Source organism: Pseudarthrobacter sulfonivorans, assembly GCF_014712225.1.
Taxonomy (GTDB): Bacteria; Actinomycetota; Actinomycetes; order Actinomycetales; family Micrococcaceae; genus Arthrobacter; species Arthrobacter sulfonivorans.
This window is the reverse complement of the sequence record NZ_JACXBW010000011.1, coordinates 12,426-30,955: the sequence shown is the minus strand read 5'-3', so window position 1 is coordinate 30,955 and position 18,530 is coordinate 12,426. Positions and strand designations below refer to the sequence as shown.

Annotated in this window: 15 protein-coding genes; 10 read left to right on the top strand and 5 right to left on the bottom strand. The window is 66.9% G+C overall.

Translation table 11 applies throughout. The annotated features are described in order from the left end of the window. Positions 1–76 precede the first annotated feature (76 nt). Together IAQ70_RS14750 and IAQ70_RS14745 are read right to left on the bottom strand one after the other, a co-directional pair. Positions 77–895: an HAD family hydrolase gene (locus IAQ70_RS14750; RefSeq protein ID WP_190990073.1), complete on the bottom strand. Its 819-nt coding sequence runs from the start codon at positions 893–895 to the stop codon at positions 77–79. Positions 896–933: 38 nt separating this feature from the next. Beyond that, entirely contained in the window at positions 934–2,292 is a 1,359-nt protein-coding gene (locus IAQ70_RS14745; protein WP_190990072.1) for a phosphoribosyltransferase family protein, read from the bottom strand. 269 nt (positions 2,293–2,561) lie between these two features. Between IAQ70_RS14745 and IAQ70_RS14740 the strand changes: the two genes are divergently transcribed. Continuing rightward, positions 2,562–3,746, top strand: coding sequence for an ABC transporter substrate-binding protein (locus IAQ70_RS14740; RefSeq protein ID WP_190990071.1), 1,185 nt, complete (start codon positions 2,562–2,564; stop codon positions 3,744–3,746). 76 nt (positions 3,747–3,822) lie between these two features. On the opposite strand, the gene IAQ70_RS14735 is transcribed toward IAQ70_RS14740, so the two are convergent. From IAQ70_RS14735 to IAQ70_RS14725, 3 genes are all read right to left on the bottom strand, one after another. After that, entirely contained in the window at positions 3,823–4,464 is a 642-nt protein-coding gene (locus IAQ70_RS14735) for a DNA alkylation repair protein (protein WP_223860118.1), read from the bottom strand. A gap of 192 nt (positions 4,465–4,656) precedes the next feature. Beyond that, positions 4,657–5,520 carry an aldo/keto reductase gene (locus IAQ70_RS14730; protein ID WP_223860107.1) on the bottom strand — a complete coding sequence of 288 codons (864 nt, stop codon included), beginning with the start codon at positions 5,518–5,520 and terminating at the stop codon, positions 4,657–4,659. A gap of 86 nt (positions 5,521–5,606) precedes the next feature. Then, on the bottom strand, positions 5,607–6,545 hold the full coding sequence (locus tag IAQ70_RS14725; protein WP_190990069.1) for a carbohydrate kinase family protein: 939 nt from the start codon (positions 6,543–6,545) through the stop codon (positions 5,607–5,609). Between the two features lie 66 nt (positions 6,546–6,611). Here IAQ70_RS14725 and IAQ70_RS14720 point away from each other — a divergent pair, with 66 nt between their 5' ends. The 9 genes from IAQ70_RS14720 to IAQ70_RS14680 all read left to right on the top strand — a co-directional run bounded on the left by IAQ70_RS14720 (position 6,612) and on the right by IAQ70_RS14680 (position 18,453). Then, positions 6,612–8,360: a sialidase family protein gene (locus IAQ70_RS14720; protein WP_190990068.1), complete on the top strand. Its 1,749-nt coding sequence runs from the start codon at positions 6,612–6,614 to the stop codon at positions 8,358–8,360. Between the two features lie 184 nt (positions 8,361–8,544). Further along, positions 8,545–10,167, top strand: coding sequence for an ABC transporter substrate-binding protein (locus IAQ70_RS14715; protein ID WP_190990067.1), 1,623 nt, complete (start codon positions 8,545–8,547; stop codon positions 10,165–10,167). Between the two features lie 111 nt (positions 10,168–10,278). Next, positions 10,279–11,235 (top strand): ABC transporter permease, encoded by a 957-nt coding sequence (locus IAQ70_RS14710; protein WP_190990066.1) that lies wholly within the window; start codon positions 10,279–10,281, stop codon positions 11,233–11,235. Between the two features lie 3 nt (positions 11,236–11,238). Continuing rightward, a complete protein-coding gene (locus tag IAQ70_RS14705; RefSeq protein ID WP_190990065.1) occupies positions 11,239–13,374 on the top strand; it encodes a dipeptide/oligopeptide/nickel ABC transporter permease/ATP-binding protein in 2,136 nt (711 codons plus the stop codon). Next, positions 13,371–14,177: an ATP-binding cassette domain-containing protein gene (locus IAQ70_RS14700; protein ID WP_190990064.1), complete on the top strand. Its 807-nt coding sequence runs from the start codon at positions 13,371–13,373 to the stop codon at positions 14,175–14,177. The genes IAQ70_RS14705 and IAQ70_RS14700 overlap by 4 nt, the downstream gene beginning before the upstream one ends. A 48-nt stretch (positions 14,178–14,225) precedes the next feature. Beyond that, positions 14,226–15,155, top strand: coding sequence for a dihydrodipicolinate synthase family protein (locus IAQ70_RS14695; RefSeq protein WP_190990063.1), 930 nt, complete (start codon positions 14,226–14,228; stop codon positions 15,153–15,155). Positions 15,156–15,499: 344 nt separating this feature from the next. Then, positions 15,500–16,447 carry an ROK family protein gene (locus IAQ70_RS14690; RefSeq protein ID WP_190990062.1) on the top strand — a complete coding sequence of 316 codons (948 nt, stop codon included), beginning with the start codon at positions 15,500–15,502 and terminating at the stop codon, positions 16,445–16,447. Between the two features lie 57 nt (positions 16,448–16,504). After that, positions 16,505–17,188: an N-acetylmannosamine-6-phosphate 2-epimerase gene (locus tag IAQ70_RS14685; RefSeq protein WP_190990061.1), complete on the top strand. Its 684-nt coding sequence runs from the start codon at positions 16,505–16,507 to the stop codon at positions 17,186–17,188. Further along, complete coding sequence (locus tag IAQ70_RS14680; protein WP_407682596.1) at positions 17,185–18,453, top strand: N-acetylglucosamine-6-phosphate deacetylase; 1,269 nt, start codon at positions 17,185–17,187, stop codon at positions 18,451–18,453. The genes IAQ70_RS14685 and IAQ70_RS14680 overlap by 4 nt, the downstream gene beginning before the upstream one ends. The last annotated feature ends 77 nt before the right edge of the window (positions 18,454–18,530 follow it).

Genomic DNA, 18,530 nt, shown 5'->3' with positions numbered 1-18,530 from the left:
TTGTCCGCCCCAACGTTAGGGGGCGAAAGTTAACGCGAGGTGAGCGGTAGCTGTGAAAAAAGACTATGGCGCCTGGTCAGGCGCGCCCTACTCCGAGGCTCGCGAGCCTGGCTTCGAGGATCTGGGCCACGCCGTCGTCGTCGAAGTGCGGTGCCTGCTGCCCGGCTGCGCGGATGGCGTCCGGGTGGCCGCTGGCCATCCCGTATCCGTTGCCTGCCCAGCGCAGCATCTCGACGTCGTTGGGCATGTCGCCGAACGCCACCACGTCCGCGGCATCGATCGAGAGGGACCTGGCGTATTCGGCCAGGGTGACCGCCTTGTTGACGCCGGGAAGGCACAGTTCCAGCATGGCCACGCTGGGGGCGGAATGCGTTGCGTACGCAAGGTGCGCGACGGCGGGGCGGACCTCAGCGAGGAAGTCGTCCGGGGTGCCTTCCCTGACGATCGCAAGGAACTTCACGACGGCGTCATCCGCTGTGAGCGTTTCCGCCAGCGGGGCGGGGGTGAATTCGGCCAGCAACTCACTGGAGCCGTTCTCGATAAAGCCCGGCTCCAGATGGAACCCGGTAAGGGTCTCCGCCGCGAACAGCGAAGCTGGCCGGAGGGCCTTGATGATCCGCCGTGCCTCCCGGACGGCATCAATGCTCAGCGTCTGCGCGGAGACCAGCCGGTCCGTCTCGAGGTCCCACACCACGGCGCCGTTGGAGCAGATCACCGTGCCGGTGTGGCCCAGCTGCTCCTGCAGCGGGTGCAGCCAGCGCGGCGGGCGGCCGGTAACGAAAACCAGTTCGACGCCGGCCTCCCGGCAGGCGTGGAAGGCGCGGACGGTGCGGTCACTGATTTTTCCGTCGTGCCCCAGAATGGTTCCGTCAATATCACTTGCTACGAGCCGCATCCTCCCAGTCTACGTGGATCCATAGAGGGCCTTGCCGTTCACGGGAGGCCCTCCGGGAGGGGCACGCCGTCGCGGGCAGGCAGCAAGTAACGGGTGAACCACCCGGCAGCCAGCTTCGCCGCCTGCGCGAGCGTTCCAGGTTCTTCGAAGAGGTGGGTGGCACCCGGAACGATCTCCAAACGGGTCAGCCCACGCATGTCATTCATCGCCGCGCGGTTCAGGGCCAGGACCTGGGTATCGGCTCCTCCGACGATCAGGAGGGTCGGGGCGCGGACGGCGGCAAGCCGCGGGCCCGCCAAATCCGGCCGCCCGCCCCTGGATACGATCGCGCCCACCTGGCTGCCGGCGTCGGCGGCGGCCCAGAGCGCGGCGGCGGCGCCAGTGCTTGCCCCGAAGTAGGCGACGTGCATTGAGGGGCCGTAGTGGCTAGCCAGCCACCGGGTCGCGGCGGTGAGCCGCTGCGCCAGCAATGGGATGTCGAACACGTTGCCGCGGTCTGCTTCCTCCGCCGGGGTCAGCAGGTCCAGCAGGAGGGTGCCCAAGCCTGCGTCGTGGAGGATCGAGGCAACATACCGGTTGCGGGGGCTGTGCCGGCTGCTGCCGCTTCCGTGGGCGAAAACGACCACCGCTTCGCAGTGTGCGGGCAAGTGCAGGTCGCCCTGCAGGGTCAGGGCCGCGGCCGGAATCTCCACCTCTTGATCATCCGCCGCGTCCTGCCCTCCGCCGGTGGATTTCCCGCCGGTGGAATCGCTGGTGGAATCACGCTGGGCAAGCGCGTCCAGCAGTTGCATCACCTCCTCGTCCGCCGTGGGTGAGAAGTCACGGTAATACTGACCGACTGCCTGGAAGTCACGGGCGGAAATGAGGGAGACAACCTCATCCGGGTCAGTCAGTGTTTCCAGCAGGTGTGCCGGGGCCACGGGGACGGCCAGAATGATCGTGGCCGCGCCGAGCTGCCGTGCGACTTGGCAGGCCACCCGGGCCGTTGATCCGGTGGCCATGCCGTCGTCGACGATAAGGGCCGTCTTCCCGGTCAGTTCCAGGCGCGGCCGTGCCCGGCGGTACCGTTCCACCCTGGATTTGAGAAGTGCCCGCGCCTCCCGTTCCACGGTCCGCAGGTCGTCTTCCGTTATTCCTGCGAGCGAGATCACGCGCTGGTCCAGCACGCGCGCGTTTCCTTCCCCGATGGCTCCCATCGCCACCTCCGGCCGGAACGGGACGCCGAGTTTGCGGACCACAATGACGTCCAGCGGCGCGTTGAGTGCTTTCGCAACCTCAGCTGCCACCGGAACACCGCCCCGGGGCAGCCCCAGAATCACGACGTCCTCCCCCCGAAACCGGCTCAGCTGCTGCCCCAGCCGACGACCGGCGTCGGCCCTGTCCCGGAACTTATTCATCGCGGCAGGATGAAGTGGCCATCATCGCTGTTCCGGCCGCGCAGTTGGGTAGTTCCTGCCGTCATGCTCCCATCGAACGCCCGGCAGGGTGGCGTGGCAAGGGTAGAAAGTCCCCCGGGAAAGTGACGCCGCGCGACGGTCTTTGACGGTGTGCGACGCCGTATTGAGCCTTCGCTACGCCGGGTGAACGCCCGTGTCCGGAACCGTTGTGGCGCATCAGGCCCGTCCGTAATCTCTTCTCAACACCTCCGCCAGCAAAGGAAAACCCCATGAGCGCACCCTCGGACAAGAGTCCACAGAACCAGCAAGGATCCACGCGCATCGTTGCCGGGCAGTCAGCCACTCCCAAGCGGCCGCTGGGGCTGAAGATCGGCGTCGCGGCCGGCATCCTCGCCCTGGTGGGCGGCGGCGTGGCCGTGGCTTCGGCCGTCTCCGGCAACAATGCCGCTGCCCCCGCCGCATCAGCGGAAGCTCCGGCGGGCAATGCCGCGGCCGAGCTGAAGCTGGGCTACTTCGGGAACGTCACCCACGCCCCGGCGCTGGTGGGTGTCAGCCAGGGCTACATTGCCGGCGAGCTGGGCGACACCAAGCTGACCACCCAGGTGTTCAACGCCGGCCCCGCCGCAATCGAGGCCCTGAACGCCGGGGCCATCGACGCCACGTACATCGGCCCCAACCCCGCCATCAACTCGTTCGTCAAAAGCGGCGGCGAGTCGATCAACATCATCGCCGGTGCTGCCGCCGGCGGTGCGCAGCTGGTGGTCAAGCCGGAGATCAACTCCGCAGCCGACCTCAAGGGCAAGACCCTCGCTTCCCCGCAACTCGGCGGCACCCAGGACGTGGCGCTGCGCGCGTGGCTCAGCACGCAGGGCTACAAGACCAACGTAGACGGCGGCGGCGACGTCGCGATCAACCCCACCGAAAACGCCCAGACGCTGAAGCTGTTCCAGGACGGAAAGCTCGACGGCGCGTGGCTGCCTGAGCCGTGGGCGTCCCGGCTGGTGCTGACCGCCGGCGCCAAGGTCCTAGTGGATGAAAAGGACCTGTGGGACGGCTCGCTCTCCGGCAAGCCGGGCGAGTTCCCCACCACCATCCTGATCGTGAACAAGAAGTTCGCCGCTGAACACCCGGACACCGTGAAGGCGCTGCTGAAGGGCCACGTGAAGTCTGTTGAGTGGCTGAACGGCGCGGCGGCAGGCGAGAAGGCCTCCGTCATCAACGCCGCCCTGAAGGAAGCGGCCGGCGCAGAGCTGAAGGCGGACGTGATTAACCGGTCGCTGAAAAACATCGTATTCACCGTTGACCCGCTGGCCGGAACCTACCAGAAGCTCCTGGCCGACGGCGTGACTGCAGGAACCACCAAGCAGGCGGACATCAACGGTATCTTCGACCTGACCGCCCTGAACGAAGTCGCCGGGGAAAAGACCTCCGCCGCGGGTCTGGGCAAGGAGTAGCAACACGACCGTCGAGTGGCGGGCTCTCAGCGCTAAGACCCGCGCTTAGCATCGAGATCTCGCCGCTCGATCCGCGTTATTGCTGCTGCCGCTTCACCATCTCAGTGATCCAGATGGGCGCGAACGGCGAGGTGCAGTTCGGCGGCGTGGGGTAATCCTTGAGCACCTCCAGGCGCTCCCCGATGTCCAGGGCGCGGGCACGGTGCTCAGCGTGCTCAATGCCAATCTGGGCCAGGCAGTGGTTCATCGCCCACTGCAGGCGGTCCGGCGCTGACTGCATCTCCGCCTCGATAATGTCCAGCAGTCCCGGGAGGTCGAGGCCCTCTGGCTTCTTCGCCACGCGTTCTGTGGTCAAAGCCCATCCGGCACTCGCCACCGCCGGATCCGGATCAGCGAACCATAGCTGGCGAAGCGCCTCGACGTGCGGGCTCTTCTTCACCACATAGCTCACCAACCAGTCCTGCACTTTGGGCGTGCCCGCCTGGCGCAGCATGGCGTCCAGCTCGGCCTGATCAAACGCCTTAGGGCGGCAGACGAGGAGCGCCAAAAGCCGGGCGGCCGTGTCTCCCGTTTTCCACAGCTCAAGCGCAAGCTCCTGCTGGGTCTTCAACCGCTTGGCGACCGTGCGCAGCTTGCCGAGGTTCACCCCGTGGTCGTCACCGTGCCTGGCGTTCACCTCGCGGGCCCGGGGATCCTCGAGCGCTGCCAGCTCGGCCATCAGCCCGTCCACCGTCGTTCCGGCCGCCGTCGTCTGGGCCACCTGAGTCTCCTGTCCGTCGTGCGTGTGGGATGCAGATTCAGCCTACCCACCGATGCGGAATCCCGCCTCTTCAGGGCAGCAGCAGGCGGGCAGCACCCGGCCACCGCTTGCGCCGGGGACGGGCTGCTGTGCACGCCTGTGCGCATGCACTTAGTCGACGCGGCGCTGGCCCAGGAAACTGACCATCCGGGGGTCACGGTGATCGAAGAACAGCGAGGCGTTGGTGTCCATCGGGGCGATGAGGGCCATCTCCCCCGCACTGAGTTCGAAGTCAAAGACGTCGAGGTTTTCGGCCATGCGGTCCGGCCGGACGGACTTGGGAATCACGACGACGTCGCGCTGGATGAGCCAGCGGAGCACCAGCTGTGCCACTGATTTTCCGTGCGCGGTGGCGATGGAGGTCAGGGTCGGGTCCGAAAACAGGTTGTTCCTCCCCTCCGCGAATGGCCCCCAGGACTCGTGCTGGACGCCGTGCTCCCGCATGAAGTCATGGTCAGCCTGGCGCTGGTAGAAGGGGTGGGTTTCGATCTGGTTGACGGCCGGGGTGATGTCGTTATGCGTGATCAGGTCCATCAGCCGGTCCGTGTGGAAGTTGGACACACCGATCGCCCGGACCAGGCCCTCCGCCTGGAGATCCTGCATGGCGCGCCACTGGCTGTAGTAGTCGCCGTAGGGCTGGTGCATCAGATACAGGTCAACGTGGTCCAGGCCAAGCCGCTTCAGCGAGGCTTCGAAAGCCCGCTTGGTGTTGCTCTCACCCGGGTCCTGGACCCAGAGCTTGGTGGTCACGAACAGTTCGTCGCGCGGGATGCCGCTGTTCCGGATGGCGCGGCCCACGGATTCTTCGTTCTGGTAAGCGGCGGCAGTGTCCAGTGAGCGGTAGCCCGCTGCCAGAGCATCAGTAACGGCCTGTTCGGTCTGGTCTTCGGGGATCTGGTAGACGCCAAATCCGAGGATCGGCATCTCGACGCCGTTATTCAGGGTGACGGTTTTCATGGCTGGCAGTGAGTTCATGATTTAAGACAACCAGGGAATGGATACGGGCGGGAGTGCCTGTTGTTACATGTACTGCCAGTACCTGCTTGGAGGCAGCTCCCGCCCTACTCCTCCGGAATTGCGTTCAGCTCCGCGCGGGTGGGCGGGTTTGCGCCGGGTCGTGAAACGGTGACTGCGGCCGCCCGGGAGGCGTGCGCCAGGAGTTCGGCAAGGCCCTCGGCCGGAAGTGCGCGGAGGTCTTCCCGGTTCTGCGCGCCGTCCAGGCCGCGGTCAACAATGCCGGAGAGCAGCGCGGCCATAAACGAATCCCCCGCACCCACGGTGTCCGCCACTTCCACTTCCGGTGCCGGGCATTCCACCTCGCCGGCGGCGGCAATCCCCCACGGACCGGCCGCGCCGCGTGTAACCACTACCATCGCCGGCCCCTCCGCACCGTCCAGGGACAGCCAGCGGCGGGCCGATTCCAGCACGTCGACGCCTGGGTACAGCCACGCGAGATCCTCGTCCGAAGCCTTGACAACATCCGCCAGGGACGCGAACTTTTCCGCCTGCTTCCGTGCATAGTCCACGTCGGTGATGATGCTGGGCCTGCAGTTCGGATCGAAGCTGATGGTGGCGGACGGGTGGGCGTGTTCGACGGCGGCCAGCACGTCTGCGGCGCCCGGCGCCAGCATCGTGGCGATGGAACCGGTGTGCAGCAGGGTGGTGCCCTGGAGCATAAAGGTGAGGCGGTCCGCGAGGTTGGGAAGCTCCCAGGCGAGATCGAACGTGTAGGTGGCGGCGCCGTCGTCGTCAATCAGTGCGGTGGCCACGCTGGTAGGCAACTCGTCCGGCCCCTGCGGCAGCATCACGGAACTCGCGCGAAGGTGGGCGGCCACGGAGTCCCCGTAGGCGTCGCGGCCGTAGCGCCCGATGAACTGCACGGGATGGTCCAGGCGGGCAAGCCCCACCGCGACGTTGAGCGGACTGCCGCCCACGTGGGCTTCAGTTCCGGAAGCGCGCTGGACAACGTCTACGAGGCCCTCGCCAATTACAGTGAGCATGGTCATACTCTGCCAGAGAAGCGGCCCCGGCACGCAGGTTTATTACCCATCGCCTACCATGGATATATGACATCCCATGTCCTGCCGATAACGGCTGCCACCCCCGACGTCGAACACGTCCTCGCCGTCCGGGGAGCCGGCGGGTACCGCCAATACAGGATTCCCGCCCTCGCCGTCTCGCGGCAGGGCACCCTGCTGGCGGCCTACGACGGGCGCCCCAACCTCGACGACCTGCCCAATCCGATCGACCTTCTGCTGCGGCGCAGCACGGACAACGGCCGGACGTGGGGATCCCAGCAGGTGGTGCGGACCGGCGTCGGGCTCAACGGCTACGGCGATCCAAGCCTCCTGGTGGACGTGGACACCGGCCGCATATTTATGTTCCACGCCGCCGGAACGCACGCGGGCTTCTTCGAGGCGGCGGCCGGGATGGCGCCGGATGACCAGGTCCAGCACTGCGATCTGAGTTTTTCCGACGACGACGGACTGACATGGCAGCACCGCAGGCTCACCGCCCAACTCAAGCTCCGGCCGCCCGTCCGCCCCGGCGAGCCCGCCATCACCGGAATCTTCGCCGCGGCAGGCCAGGGCATCCAGATCCACACCGGACCGTTCCGCGGCCGGCTGGTGCAGCAGTTTGTGGTCCTGGCCGGCGACGGGATCATGGCGGCGTCCGCGTTCAGCGATGACCACGGCGAAAGCTGGACGCTCGGGGACCTGATCGGCGCCCGCACGCACGGGTTCAGCCCCAACGAAAACAAGGTGGCAGCGCTCCAGGACGGCCGGCTTCTGCTGCACAGCCGCGGGACGCCGCACCGCCTCGCCGCAACGTCCGACGACGGCGGCGCCACCTGGAGTGCCCTGGTTCCCATTGAGGACCTCCCGGACCCGGGCGACAACGGATCGCTGGTCCGCTTCGATGGCCTGCCTTCGGTGACCTCCCTCGCCGGGGGTGCCACCGGATCGTGGCTGCTGGCCACGAACAACCACGACACGGCTCTGCGGCGGAACACCGTCCTCAGCCTGTCAACGGACGACGGACGCAGCTGGCCGGCCAAGCTGGTGCTGTGCCCCGGCAGTTCCGCGTACTCCACGGCCGCGCGTCTGCCGGACGGCAACATCGGCGTCCTGTACGAGCGGCAGGGGTACCGCGAGATTGTGTTCGTTGCCGTTCCGGCGGGGCAGCTCACCGCGCAACTCAGCACGCACGCCGGCACGGACGACGACAACGGGGTTTCCGCGGAACCCGCCGGCGAGCTCCCGCCGGAGCCTGACGCCTCCGTGCCCGGCCCTGACGGCAACGCCGGCCTGGTCTTCGACATGGAGCTCCGCTCCATCACCCCCGGCCGGCCGTCCGTCTGGCAGAACGCGGGCGAGTTCCACGTGATGCCCGCCGCCAGTGAAGAATGGGGCGTCCATACCTGGAAGGAAATCGGCCAGGGCTACACACCCGAAGCGGCGCAGGTGATCGGGACCCGCGAGGCCCAGGACCTGAACTACGGCCCCATCATTCCGGGCTACAAGGCTGGGGACATCCTTGCCTTCACCGGCCGGGCGCGCAACGACGGGGACCTGCCGGTAACCGGCGTCCGGCTGGCCGGCCCCGGCTCAGAGGCCTTCCCTGCCGCGGACCTCGGCCCCGGCGAGGAAGTCCTCTACTTCACCCCCGGCTACACCGTTACGGAGACGGACGTGGCACGCGGCCGCGCGGAGGTCGTGTTCGAAGTGACAGCCGGGCGCGGCACCACTGGCGTGCGCCGCCGTCGTGCTTTCCGGTTCGACACCCGCACCGGCAGCGTCAGCGCGTCCGAGTGAGAGAGCGTTGGCCCGGAACCTGCGTTAAGTGGGAGAGCGTTGGGGAAAAACCCGCATCAAGTGAGAGAGCGTCCGGGGGGAGGCGGAAATTCGCGCTTGACGGGAGGCTGTGATCCGACTTACAGTCATCCTACGAGCTCGGACGTCCTACATCCGATAAACCTTCTGGAATGGCGAGGCCCTCATGAACGACACTTTCAAAAACCTGCCGCTGGTCAATGACGCCAGCCGCCGGAACTTCCTCAAGCTGACCGGTGCCATGGGCGCCGCTGCAGCCTTCACCACCACCCTCGCCGCCTGTGGCAGCCCGGCCCCGACCACCACCGGCGGCTCCGCGAGCGCGGCAGCAGTGAACAAGGACCTCACCATCGAAGCGGGCATCTCCTACGCCCTCTCCACCGGCTTTGACCCGCTGAGCTCCTCCGGGGCCACCCCGATGGCCGCCAACCTGCACATCTTCGAAGGCCTTATCGAACTGCACCCGGCCACCCGCGAACCGTACAACGCCCTCGCCGCAGCCGACCCCAAGAAGGTCAACGACACCACCTACCAGGTGACCATCCGGGACGGTGCCAAGTTCCACAACGGCTCCCCCGTCACCACCGAGGACGTGGCCTTCTCCTTCACCCGCGTCATGGACCCGGCCAACAAGTCGCTGTTCTCGCAGTTCATCCCGTTCATTCAGGATGTGAAGCCCGTCGACGCCAAGACGGTCGAGTTCACCCTGAAGTACGCGTTCCCCGGCTTCGGCCCCCGCATCTCCGTGGTCAAGGTCGTCCCCAAGGCCTTGGCCACGGACCTCAAGGCGTTCGACGCCGCACCGGTCGGCACCGGCCCGTACAAGCTGATCTCCGCCGTCAAGGACGACAAGATCGTCTTCGAAGCCTTCGCCGATTACAACGGCCCCAAGCCGGCACTGGCCAAGGGCATGACCTGGCTCCTGCTCTCCGACGCGGCAGCCCGGGTCACCGCCGTCCAGTCCGGCCGTGTGCAGGCCATCGAGGACGTCCCCTACCTGGACATCGACGGCCTCAAGTCCAAGGTCAAGGTTGAATCAGTGCAGTCCTTCGGACTGATGTTCCTGATGTTCAACTGCAACAAGGCCCCGTTCAACAACAAGCTGGTGCGCCAGGCCCTGCACTTCGGCCTGGACAAGGACGCCATCATCAAGAAGGCCCTGTTCGGCAACGCCAAACCCGCCACCTCCTACTTCCAGGAAGGCCACCCGGACTACGTCAAGGCCAAGAATGTCTACGGCTACGACGCCAAGAAGGCTGAAGACCTGCTCAAGGAAGCCGGCGTCACCAGCCTCGAGTTCGAACTGCTCACCACGGACACCGCCTGGGTCAAGGACGTTGCACCGCTGATCCTCGAATCCTGGAACAAGCTTCCGGGCGTGAAGGTCACCGTGAAGAGCATCCAGTCCGGCGCCCTCTACACGGACCGCGTCGGCGCCGGCGACTACTCCGTGGTTGCTGCCCCCGGCGACCCGTCAGTCTTCGGCAACGACGCTGACCTGCTCCTGAGCTGGTTCTACTCGGGTGCCACCTGGATGGAAAAGCGCGCCTACTGGACCGCCCCGGAGCGCGCCAAGCTGCAGGAGCTCATGAACAAGGGCTCCCAGGCTGCCAAGGAAGACGCCAAGAAGATCACCGGCGAAATCGTGGACCTCGTCTCCGAGGAACTCCCGCTCTACCCGATCTTCCACCGCCAGCTGCCCTCCGCCTGGGACGACAAGAAGCTCAACGGCTTCAAGCCGCTGCCCACCACCGGCATGTCCTTCATCGACGTCGGACGCACCTCCTAAGCAGCCCCGTGCGTTGTGAGGCCTGCCCTGCACCCTGACATCCCCCCGAGGGCACGCAGGGCAGGCCTCACAACTTGAGACTGCAGCACCCCAAACAAACCGGAGAACAAATTGGTCACGATATTGCGTCTGCTCGGCCGCAGACTCGCAGCACTGCCATTGATGATCCTGGGCATCACCCTGCTCGTCTTCCTCGTCCTGCAGGCCGCTCCCGGCGACCAGGCAAGCTCCGCCCTCGGCGACGGTGCCAGCGAAGAGGCGAAAGAGCAGTACCGCCAGGAAAACGGCCTGAACGATCCGCTGGTCCTCCAGTACTTCAGCTTCCTCGGCAAGCTGCTGCAGTTCGACCTCGGCGTCACCACCCCGCCGGCCAAGTCGGTGGCCTCCATGATCGGCTCGGCGTTCCCCCTGACGCTGCAGCTGACCTTCCTCGGCGTCCTCATCGCCATCGTCCTGTCCCTGACGTTCGGCATTCTCGGCGCCCTGTACCGCGACAAATGGCAGGACCAGCTGGTCCGCGTCTTCTCGATCGCCGCGATCGCCACGCCGTCGTTCTGGCTGGGCATCCTGCTGATCCAGTGGTTCGCCCTGGGCGCCAGCCCGATGTTCCCCTCGGGCGGCATCGCGACGCCGGAATCCGGCTTCGGCGGCTGGCTGAACTCCATGGCACTCCCCGCCCTCGCGCTTGGCATCCCCGTGTCCGCCTCGCTGATCCGGGTGGTCCGCACCTCCATGGTGGAGGAACTGGACCGCGACTACGTCCGCACCGCCATCGGCAACGGTGTCCCCTACCGCGAAGTGGTCTCCAAAAACGTCCTCCGGAACGCCCTGGTCACCCCGGTGACCGTGCTGGGACTGCGCGTGGGCTACCTGCTCGGCGGCGCCGTCGTGATCGAAATGATCTTCGCCCTGCCCGGCATGGGCCAGCTGATCCTCAACGGCATCACCAATCTGGACGTCAACCTGGTCCAGGGCGTGGTGCTCACCATCTCCGTCACCTTCGTTCTGGTGAACATCGTGGTGGACCTCCTCTACTTGCTCATCAACCCCCGAATCAGGACGGTATAGCTCATGCGCAGCAAGCTTGCTGAACGGCTGAGTGCCCCGGGCATCCGTTTCAAAGCCCTCCCCTGGGGCTCCCGCATCGCCCTCCTCTTCCTCATCATCATCGTGCTGGCCGCCGTCTTCGCGCCGGTCATCGCTCCGCATGATCCCTTAGAGACCTTCATCCCGGCCACCCCGCCCGGCGCCGAGCACTTCTTCGGCACCGACCGCCTGGGCCGCGACATCTTCTCCCGCATCCTCTTCGGCGCGCAGTCCTCGCTGATGATCGGCCTCGGCGCCGTCCTCCTGGCCATCCTGGCAGGCGCCCTGCTGGGTTCCTTCGCCGCCACGTCCAGCAAGGCCGTGAACGAACTGATCATGCGCCTGATGGACATCCTGATGGCATTCCCGGGCATCGCCCTGGCCGCAGTGCTGCTGGCAGCGTTCGGCAACACGGTCCCCACGATCATCATCGCGATCGCCATCATCTACACCCCGCAGCTTGCCCGCGTGGTCCGCGCCAACGTGCTCTCCCAGTACGGCGAGGACTACGTCCGTGCCGAGCGAGTGATCGGTGCCGGCCGTTTCTACATCCTGCTCAAGCACATCGTCCGCAACACCGCCGCCCCCGTGCTGGTGTTCGCCACGGTGATGGTGGCCGACGCCATCATCCTCGAAGCCTCGCTGTCCTTCCTCGGCGCCGGCGTCCAGGACCCCGCACCGTCGTGGGGCAACGTGATCTCCTACGGCCGCAACCTGGTCCTGTCAGGCGGCTGGTGGGCCACCACCTTTGCCGGCCTGACCATCCTGCTCACCGTACTGTCCCTGAACATCCTCGCCGAGGGCCTCACCGACGCCATGGTGAACCCGAAGCTGCGCAAGCCAGTTGTTGTCAAGGACGACGACGGCGCGTCGGCGGTTGTTGCCGGCGCAGCGGTAGGTGCCGCAGTGGATACCGAGATCGCCACGTCCGTGGCCCAGCCTTCGGTGGTGGAGGCGCACGAGCTCGACGGCGTCCGCGCCGCCTTCGGTGACGTCCTCACCGAAGAGCACTACAACGAGGCCGCCATCCTCTCCGATCCGAAGCTGGCCGCGGCCAACCCGCACCTGCTGCTGGACAGGGAACTGGAACTGCTCGCTGCCATCGAGGCCCAGCGCACGGACCGCCTCCCCCAGGTTCCGGCGGATGCGCGCAACGTCCTGGAGGTCAGGAACCTGTCCATCCGCTTCCCCGGCCGCTTCGGCGACACCGCGATCGTGGACAACGTCTCCTTCACCGTCCGCGAAGGCGAAACCATGGGCCTCGTGGGCGAATCCGGCTGCGGCAAGTCCATCACGTCCCTCGCGGTCATGGGCCTGCTGCCCAAGACCGCTGTGGTCACCGGGTCCATCAGGTTCGACGGCAAGGAACTGCTCGATCCGGCCACCAAGCACAGCAGCGTCAAGGCCTACCAAGGCCTGCGCGGCGAACAGATCGCCATGGTCTACCAGGACGCCCTGAGCTCACTGAACCCGTCCATGAAGATCAAGGACCAGATGGCGCAGCTGACCAGGCGCGGCGGCCGGAAGACCCCGGCCGAGCTGCTGGAACTGGTCAAGCTCGATCCCGTCCGGACGCTCGCCAGCTACCCGCACGAGCTCTCCGGCGGCCAGCGCCAGCGCGTCCTGATCGCCATGGCCCTGTCGCGCTCGCCGAAGATCGTGGTTGCCGATGAGCCCACCACCGCCCTGGACGTCACCGTCCAGAAGCAGGTTGTGGACCTGCTCAACGAACTGCGTGAACAGCTCGGCTTCGCCATGGTGTTCGTCAGCCACGACCTCGCCCTGGTTGCCTCCCTTGCCCACCGCATCACGGTCATGTACGCCGGCCAGGTGGTGGAATCCGCACAGGCTTCGGAGCTGCTGCAGAACCCCAAGCACGAGTACACCCGCGGCCTGCTCGGCGCAGTCCTCTCCATCGAGGCCGACGCCGTCCGCCTGCACCAGATCCCCGGCACCGTCCCGTCCCCGCGGGACTTCGCGCCGGGTGACCGCTTCGCGGCACGGTCGCTGCGGTCCGACGCCGACCCCAACCAGCAGCTGGTCCTGACCTCGGTTTCCTCCGCCGGAGCCGAGAATGCAGACCACTTCTGGGCGAGCCACCTGAAGGAGGACGCAAAGTGAGTGAATCCACCGGTAAGCCGGTCATCGAACTGAAGGACGTGAAGGTCCACCACCACGCCCGTGGCGGCGGACTCTTCCGGCCCAATATCGTCAAAGCGGTCGACGGCGTCGACTTCACCATCAGCCGCGGCGAGACCGTGGGCATCGTGGGTGAGTCCGGCTGCGGCAAGTCCACGCTCGCGTCAGTACTTGTGGGACTGCAGACTCCGACGTCGGGCGAGGTCCTGTTCCACGGCAAGCCGGCCATCAAGCGCAACGCACACATGCGCAAGGAATTCGGGCGCTCCGTGTCCGTGGTCTTCCAGGACCCGGCCACCGCACTGAACCCGCGCATGACCGTCCAGGACATCCTCACCGACCCCCTGCAGATCCACGGCATCGGCACCGCGGCCACCCGCGCGGCCAAGGTCAAGGAACTGCTGGCCCTGGTGGGCCTGCCGCAGTCCGCGTCCGAGGTCACGCCGTCGCAGGTTTCCGGCGGCCAGCGCCAGCGTGTGGCGATCGCCCGCGCCCTGGCGCTGGATCCGGACATCATCGTGGCGGACGAGCCGACGTCGGCCCTGGACGTTTCCGTCCGCGCCCAGGTGCTGAACCTGCTCTCGGACCTGAAGACCCAGCTGAACCTCGGCATGGTGTTCATCTCGCACGATATCCAGACTGTCCGCTACGTGTCCGACCGCATCTGCGTGATGTACTTCGGCAAAATCGTCGAACAGGGCACCGCCGCGCAGGTCTTCGACAGCCCCACCAACGACTACACCAAGAAGCTGCTGGGCGCCGCGCCGAGCCTGCTCCACATCTAGATTTCCCCCAAGAAGTTTTCGTCTAACCATCAATATTTGGAGAACTCTGTGACTACTGTCGCTTCCCGTTTCCAGGGCGTCATTCCGCCCGTCGTAACCCCCCGCACGGTCGATGGCGCCATCGACGTGCCGTCGCTGGAAAACGTCACCAAGCACCTGCTCGACGGCGGCGTCAGCGGCCTGTTTGTGCTTGGCTCCTCCGGCGAGGTCACACACATGACCAACACGGAGCGCGACCTCGTGGTGCAGACCGTGGCAGGCGTGAACGCCGGCCAGGTTCCCGTGATTGTGGGCGCAGTAGAGCAGACCACCAACCGCGTCATTGAAGAAGCCAGGCGCGTCATCGCGCTGGGTGCCGACTCCATCGTGGCCACCAGCCTCTACTACGCCATCTCCAACGCCCAGGAGAACGGCACGCACTTCCGCTCCATCGCCGCCGCCGTCGACGTTCCCGTCTTCGCCTACGACGTGCCGGTGCGCACCCACTTCAAGCTGCCCACCGACCTTCTGGTCGAGCTGGGCCGCGAGGGCGTCATTGCCGGCGTCAAGGACTCCTCCGGCGACGACGTCTCCTTCCGCCAGCTGCTCCTGGCGGCCAAGGACATCCCGAACTTCGACATCTTCACCGGCCACGAAGTTGTTGTGGACGGTGCCCTCCTGGGCGGCGCCCAGGGTGTCGTTCCGGGCCTGGGCAACGTTGACCCGGCCGGCTACAAGCGCCTCTACGACGCCGCCGTTGCCGGCGACTGGGCCAAGGCTGCAGCCGAGCAGGACCGCCTGGCCGATGTCTTCGAGATCGTCTACACCCCCAAGACCGGCCGCATGTCCGGCAACGCCGCGGGCTTGGGCGCCTTCAAGACCGCCCTGCAGCTCATGGGCGTCATCAAGACCAACGTCATGAGCGCCCCCATGCTGTCCCTGGACGAGGACGAGACCGCGGCCGTCAAGGTCATCCTGGAACGCAACGGCCTGATCTAGGCTTCCTCGGCTGAGTCGTGGTCGGGGCGGCACGGTAGCTGCGTTCCGCCGGCGCTTAGACACCTCCCGCCATGCCTCTCCGGTCGCTGGGCGACCTACGCGACATTCTGGTCGGCGATGCGCCTACCCGGAAAGCAGCCACCGCACCTTGGGTGACTTCGGCACCTAGCGCTGAAGGGTGCGTTTTGCGTAGGCCCGCATCGCCGACCAAAGGCGGATGAACGTCGCCAGCGACGGAGGCCGCCGGCGGGAGGTGTCTAAGGGCCGGCAAAATGGACCCTTCAGCGCGACCAAGCCACCACTGACTCAACCACCGGAAACTAGATAAGGACAGAAGGAACCACATGCAGTACGCGATCGGGGTTGACCTTGGGGGTACTAAGACTGCTGCCGGGGTTGTTTCGGCGGCCGGTGAGGTGCTGTTCTGGGAGACCATTCCGACGCTGAACCGCGCCGGCGGCGAGGCGATCCTCGATGCGACGGCGGCACTGGTTTCTTCCCTCACGTCCCGGGCTCAAGCAGCGGGCCTGGACGTGGCGGGGGTTGGCGTTGGTTCTGCCGGGGTGATTGATGCCGGGCGCGGGGTCGTCGTTTCGACTACCGATGCGATCCTCGGGTGGGCCGGCACGGAGCTGACAGCGGGATTGGCATCCCGGTTGGGCTTGGATCCCGAGGCCGTGCGGGCGGTGAACGATGTCCATGCGCATGCTCTCGGTGAGTCGTGGACGGGTGCCGCTGCCGGGACGGCAAGTTCGCTGCTGGTCGCCTTTGGCACCGGCGTCGGGGGCAGTTTTGTGCTCGACGGGCAGCCGCTCCTGGGCCACCGGTACGTCGGCGGGCACGTGGGCCATTTCGCATCGCCGTACGCGTTCCACGAGGGCGGTGCTGTTCCGTGCGTCTGCGGTGGAGCCGGGCACGTTGAGGCGATCGCCTCCGGTCCGGCCATCCGCGAGACCTATGTACGGTTGGGCGGCACCTCGGACGCGGCGGACGCCCGGGCGGTCTTTGCCCTCGCCGGGGCAAGCGATGCGGCCGCCATCCAAGCCGTGGGCAGGGGCGCCGCCGCTGCGGGACAGGCCGTGGGCGGCCTCGCCAACATCCTGGACCCCGAAGTGGTGGTGGTTTCGGGTGGTCTCTCCGACGCCGGAGCCCCCTGGTGGCGTCCCATGGAACGTGCGCTCCGGGCCGAACTCCTGCCCGCCTTGGCCGGACTCCCCGTCCTCCCGGCTAAGCTCGGCAACGCAGCTGCCATGGTGGGCGCCGCGCGCCTGGTCCTCACCACACCGCCCTGACACCATCGTCCTAAGTACCTCGTCTAACCGCCCGCCAAACTTCCAGAGGAACCGATCGTGATCCTGACCCCCGAAGCCCTTGACGCCCTCCGCGGCCAACTGATCGTCTCTTGCCAGGCATACCCGGGCGAGCCCATGCGCGATCCCCGCACCATGGCCCAGATTGCCGCCGCGGCAGTAACCGGCGGCGCGGCCGCCATTCGCGTCCAGGGCCTGGCCGACGTGCAGTTCACGCGTTCCGCGGTGGAAGTTCCGGTGATCGGGCTCTGGAAGGACGGGCACGACGGCGTCTTCATCACTCCCACGCTCCGCCACGCCTTGGCAGTAGCAAACGCCGGCGCGCACGTCGTGGCGATCGACGGCACCCGCCGCAAACGCCCGGACGGGCTGACCCTCGCCCAGACGGCGGCCGGCATCCACACCGAATCCCACGCGCTGGTCATGGCTGACTGCGGCTCCTTCGACGACGCCGCTGCCGCCGTCGAAGCAGGGGCTGACCTGATCGGCACCACGCTGTCGGGCTACACCGGCGAGCGCCCCAAAAGGCACGGACCTGACCTGGAGCTGATTGAGCAGATCGCCGCGGCCGGCTTCGGCGTGCCCCTCATCGCCGAGGGCCGCTTCCATACCCCGGCGCAGGCCCGGCAGTCGCTCGACGCCGGCGCGTTCGCCGTCGTCGTTGGCACGGCCATCACCCACCCGGCCACCATCACCGGCTGGTTTGCCGAGGCCCTGAAGTGACGCCGCCGCCGGGGGCGCAGCCGAAACAGGCACAGCCGGACCCGACACATCCGCGTCCCGCAGGGCCCGGGAGCTACCTCCTGGCAGGAACGGTCCTGACCGACGGGATGTCGATGGACAACGCCGTCGTGGCCGTCGCTGATGGCCGCATTGCCTACGTTGGCCCGCGCGCAGGCCTGGACGTTTCGCTGACAGATTTTGAAGAACTGGATGTGCCGCCGGGCAGCATAATTTTGCCCGGCCTCGTTGACCTCCACTGCCATGGTGCGGCCGGCGGCGATTTCCCCACCGGCGACGCCCAGGCCGCCCGGACTGCCGTGGACTTCCTGCACCGCAGCGGCACCACCTCGCTGCTTGCCAGCCTTGTGACTGCTGAGCGGGCCGACCTGCTGCGGGGACTGGAAACACTGCGGCAGCTGGCCCGCGAAGGCCTCATCGCGGGCATCCATTCCGAGGGGCCGTTCCTGTCCCATGCGCGCTGTGGCGCCCAGGATCCGCGGTTCCTTCGCGACCCTGACGTGGGCCTGCTCGGTGAAATGCTGGACGCCGCCGGCGGACACCTGCGCTCCATGACCTACGCCCCCGAGCTGCCCGGCTCGGACGCCGTGGTGCAGCTGCTCGCGGAACGCGGCGTCACGCCGTCGTTGGGCCACACCGATGCGGATGCCCGCACGACGGCGGCCTCCCTCACCCACGCGGCAGAACTGCTGGCCGCATCCGGGCAGGGCACCGTGACCCGGCCTACGGTCACGCACTTGTTTAACGGGATGCCGCCGCTGCACCACCGCAGCCCCGGGCCCGTAGCGGCCTGCCTGCGCCTCGCCAGAGCGGGAACAATAGCCGTCGAGCTGATTGCGGACGGCGTGCATCTGGATCCCGAGACCACACGGATGGTCTTCGAGCTGGTTGGTGCGAAAAACGTGGTTCTGGTGACCGACTCAATGGCAGCCACCGGGCTGCCCGACGGCGACTACGAACTGGGCCCCCAGTCCGTCTCCGTCAGCGGCGCCGTGGCGCGCCTGCAAAGCAACGGTTCCTTGGCCGGCGGCACAGCCACACTGCTGGACGTGGTGCGCCGGACCATCGACGCCGGGGTGGAACCCGCCGCTGCAGTCCTGTCCGCGACAGCCGTCCCGGCGGCCATTATCGGTCAAGGGAATGAAATTGGGAGCCTTCGCGCGGGCCTGCGTGCCGACGTCGTGGCGGTGGACGGCAACTTTGGGCGCGTCCTGGTCATGCGCGCGGGCGAATTGCTGGCTGCGTAAGGTCAGCCGGATCCGGGGTCGTTCGATAACCGCAGTTCATGTTCTAATATGGGACTCGCCTCCCAAGCGTGGCTGCA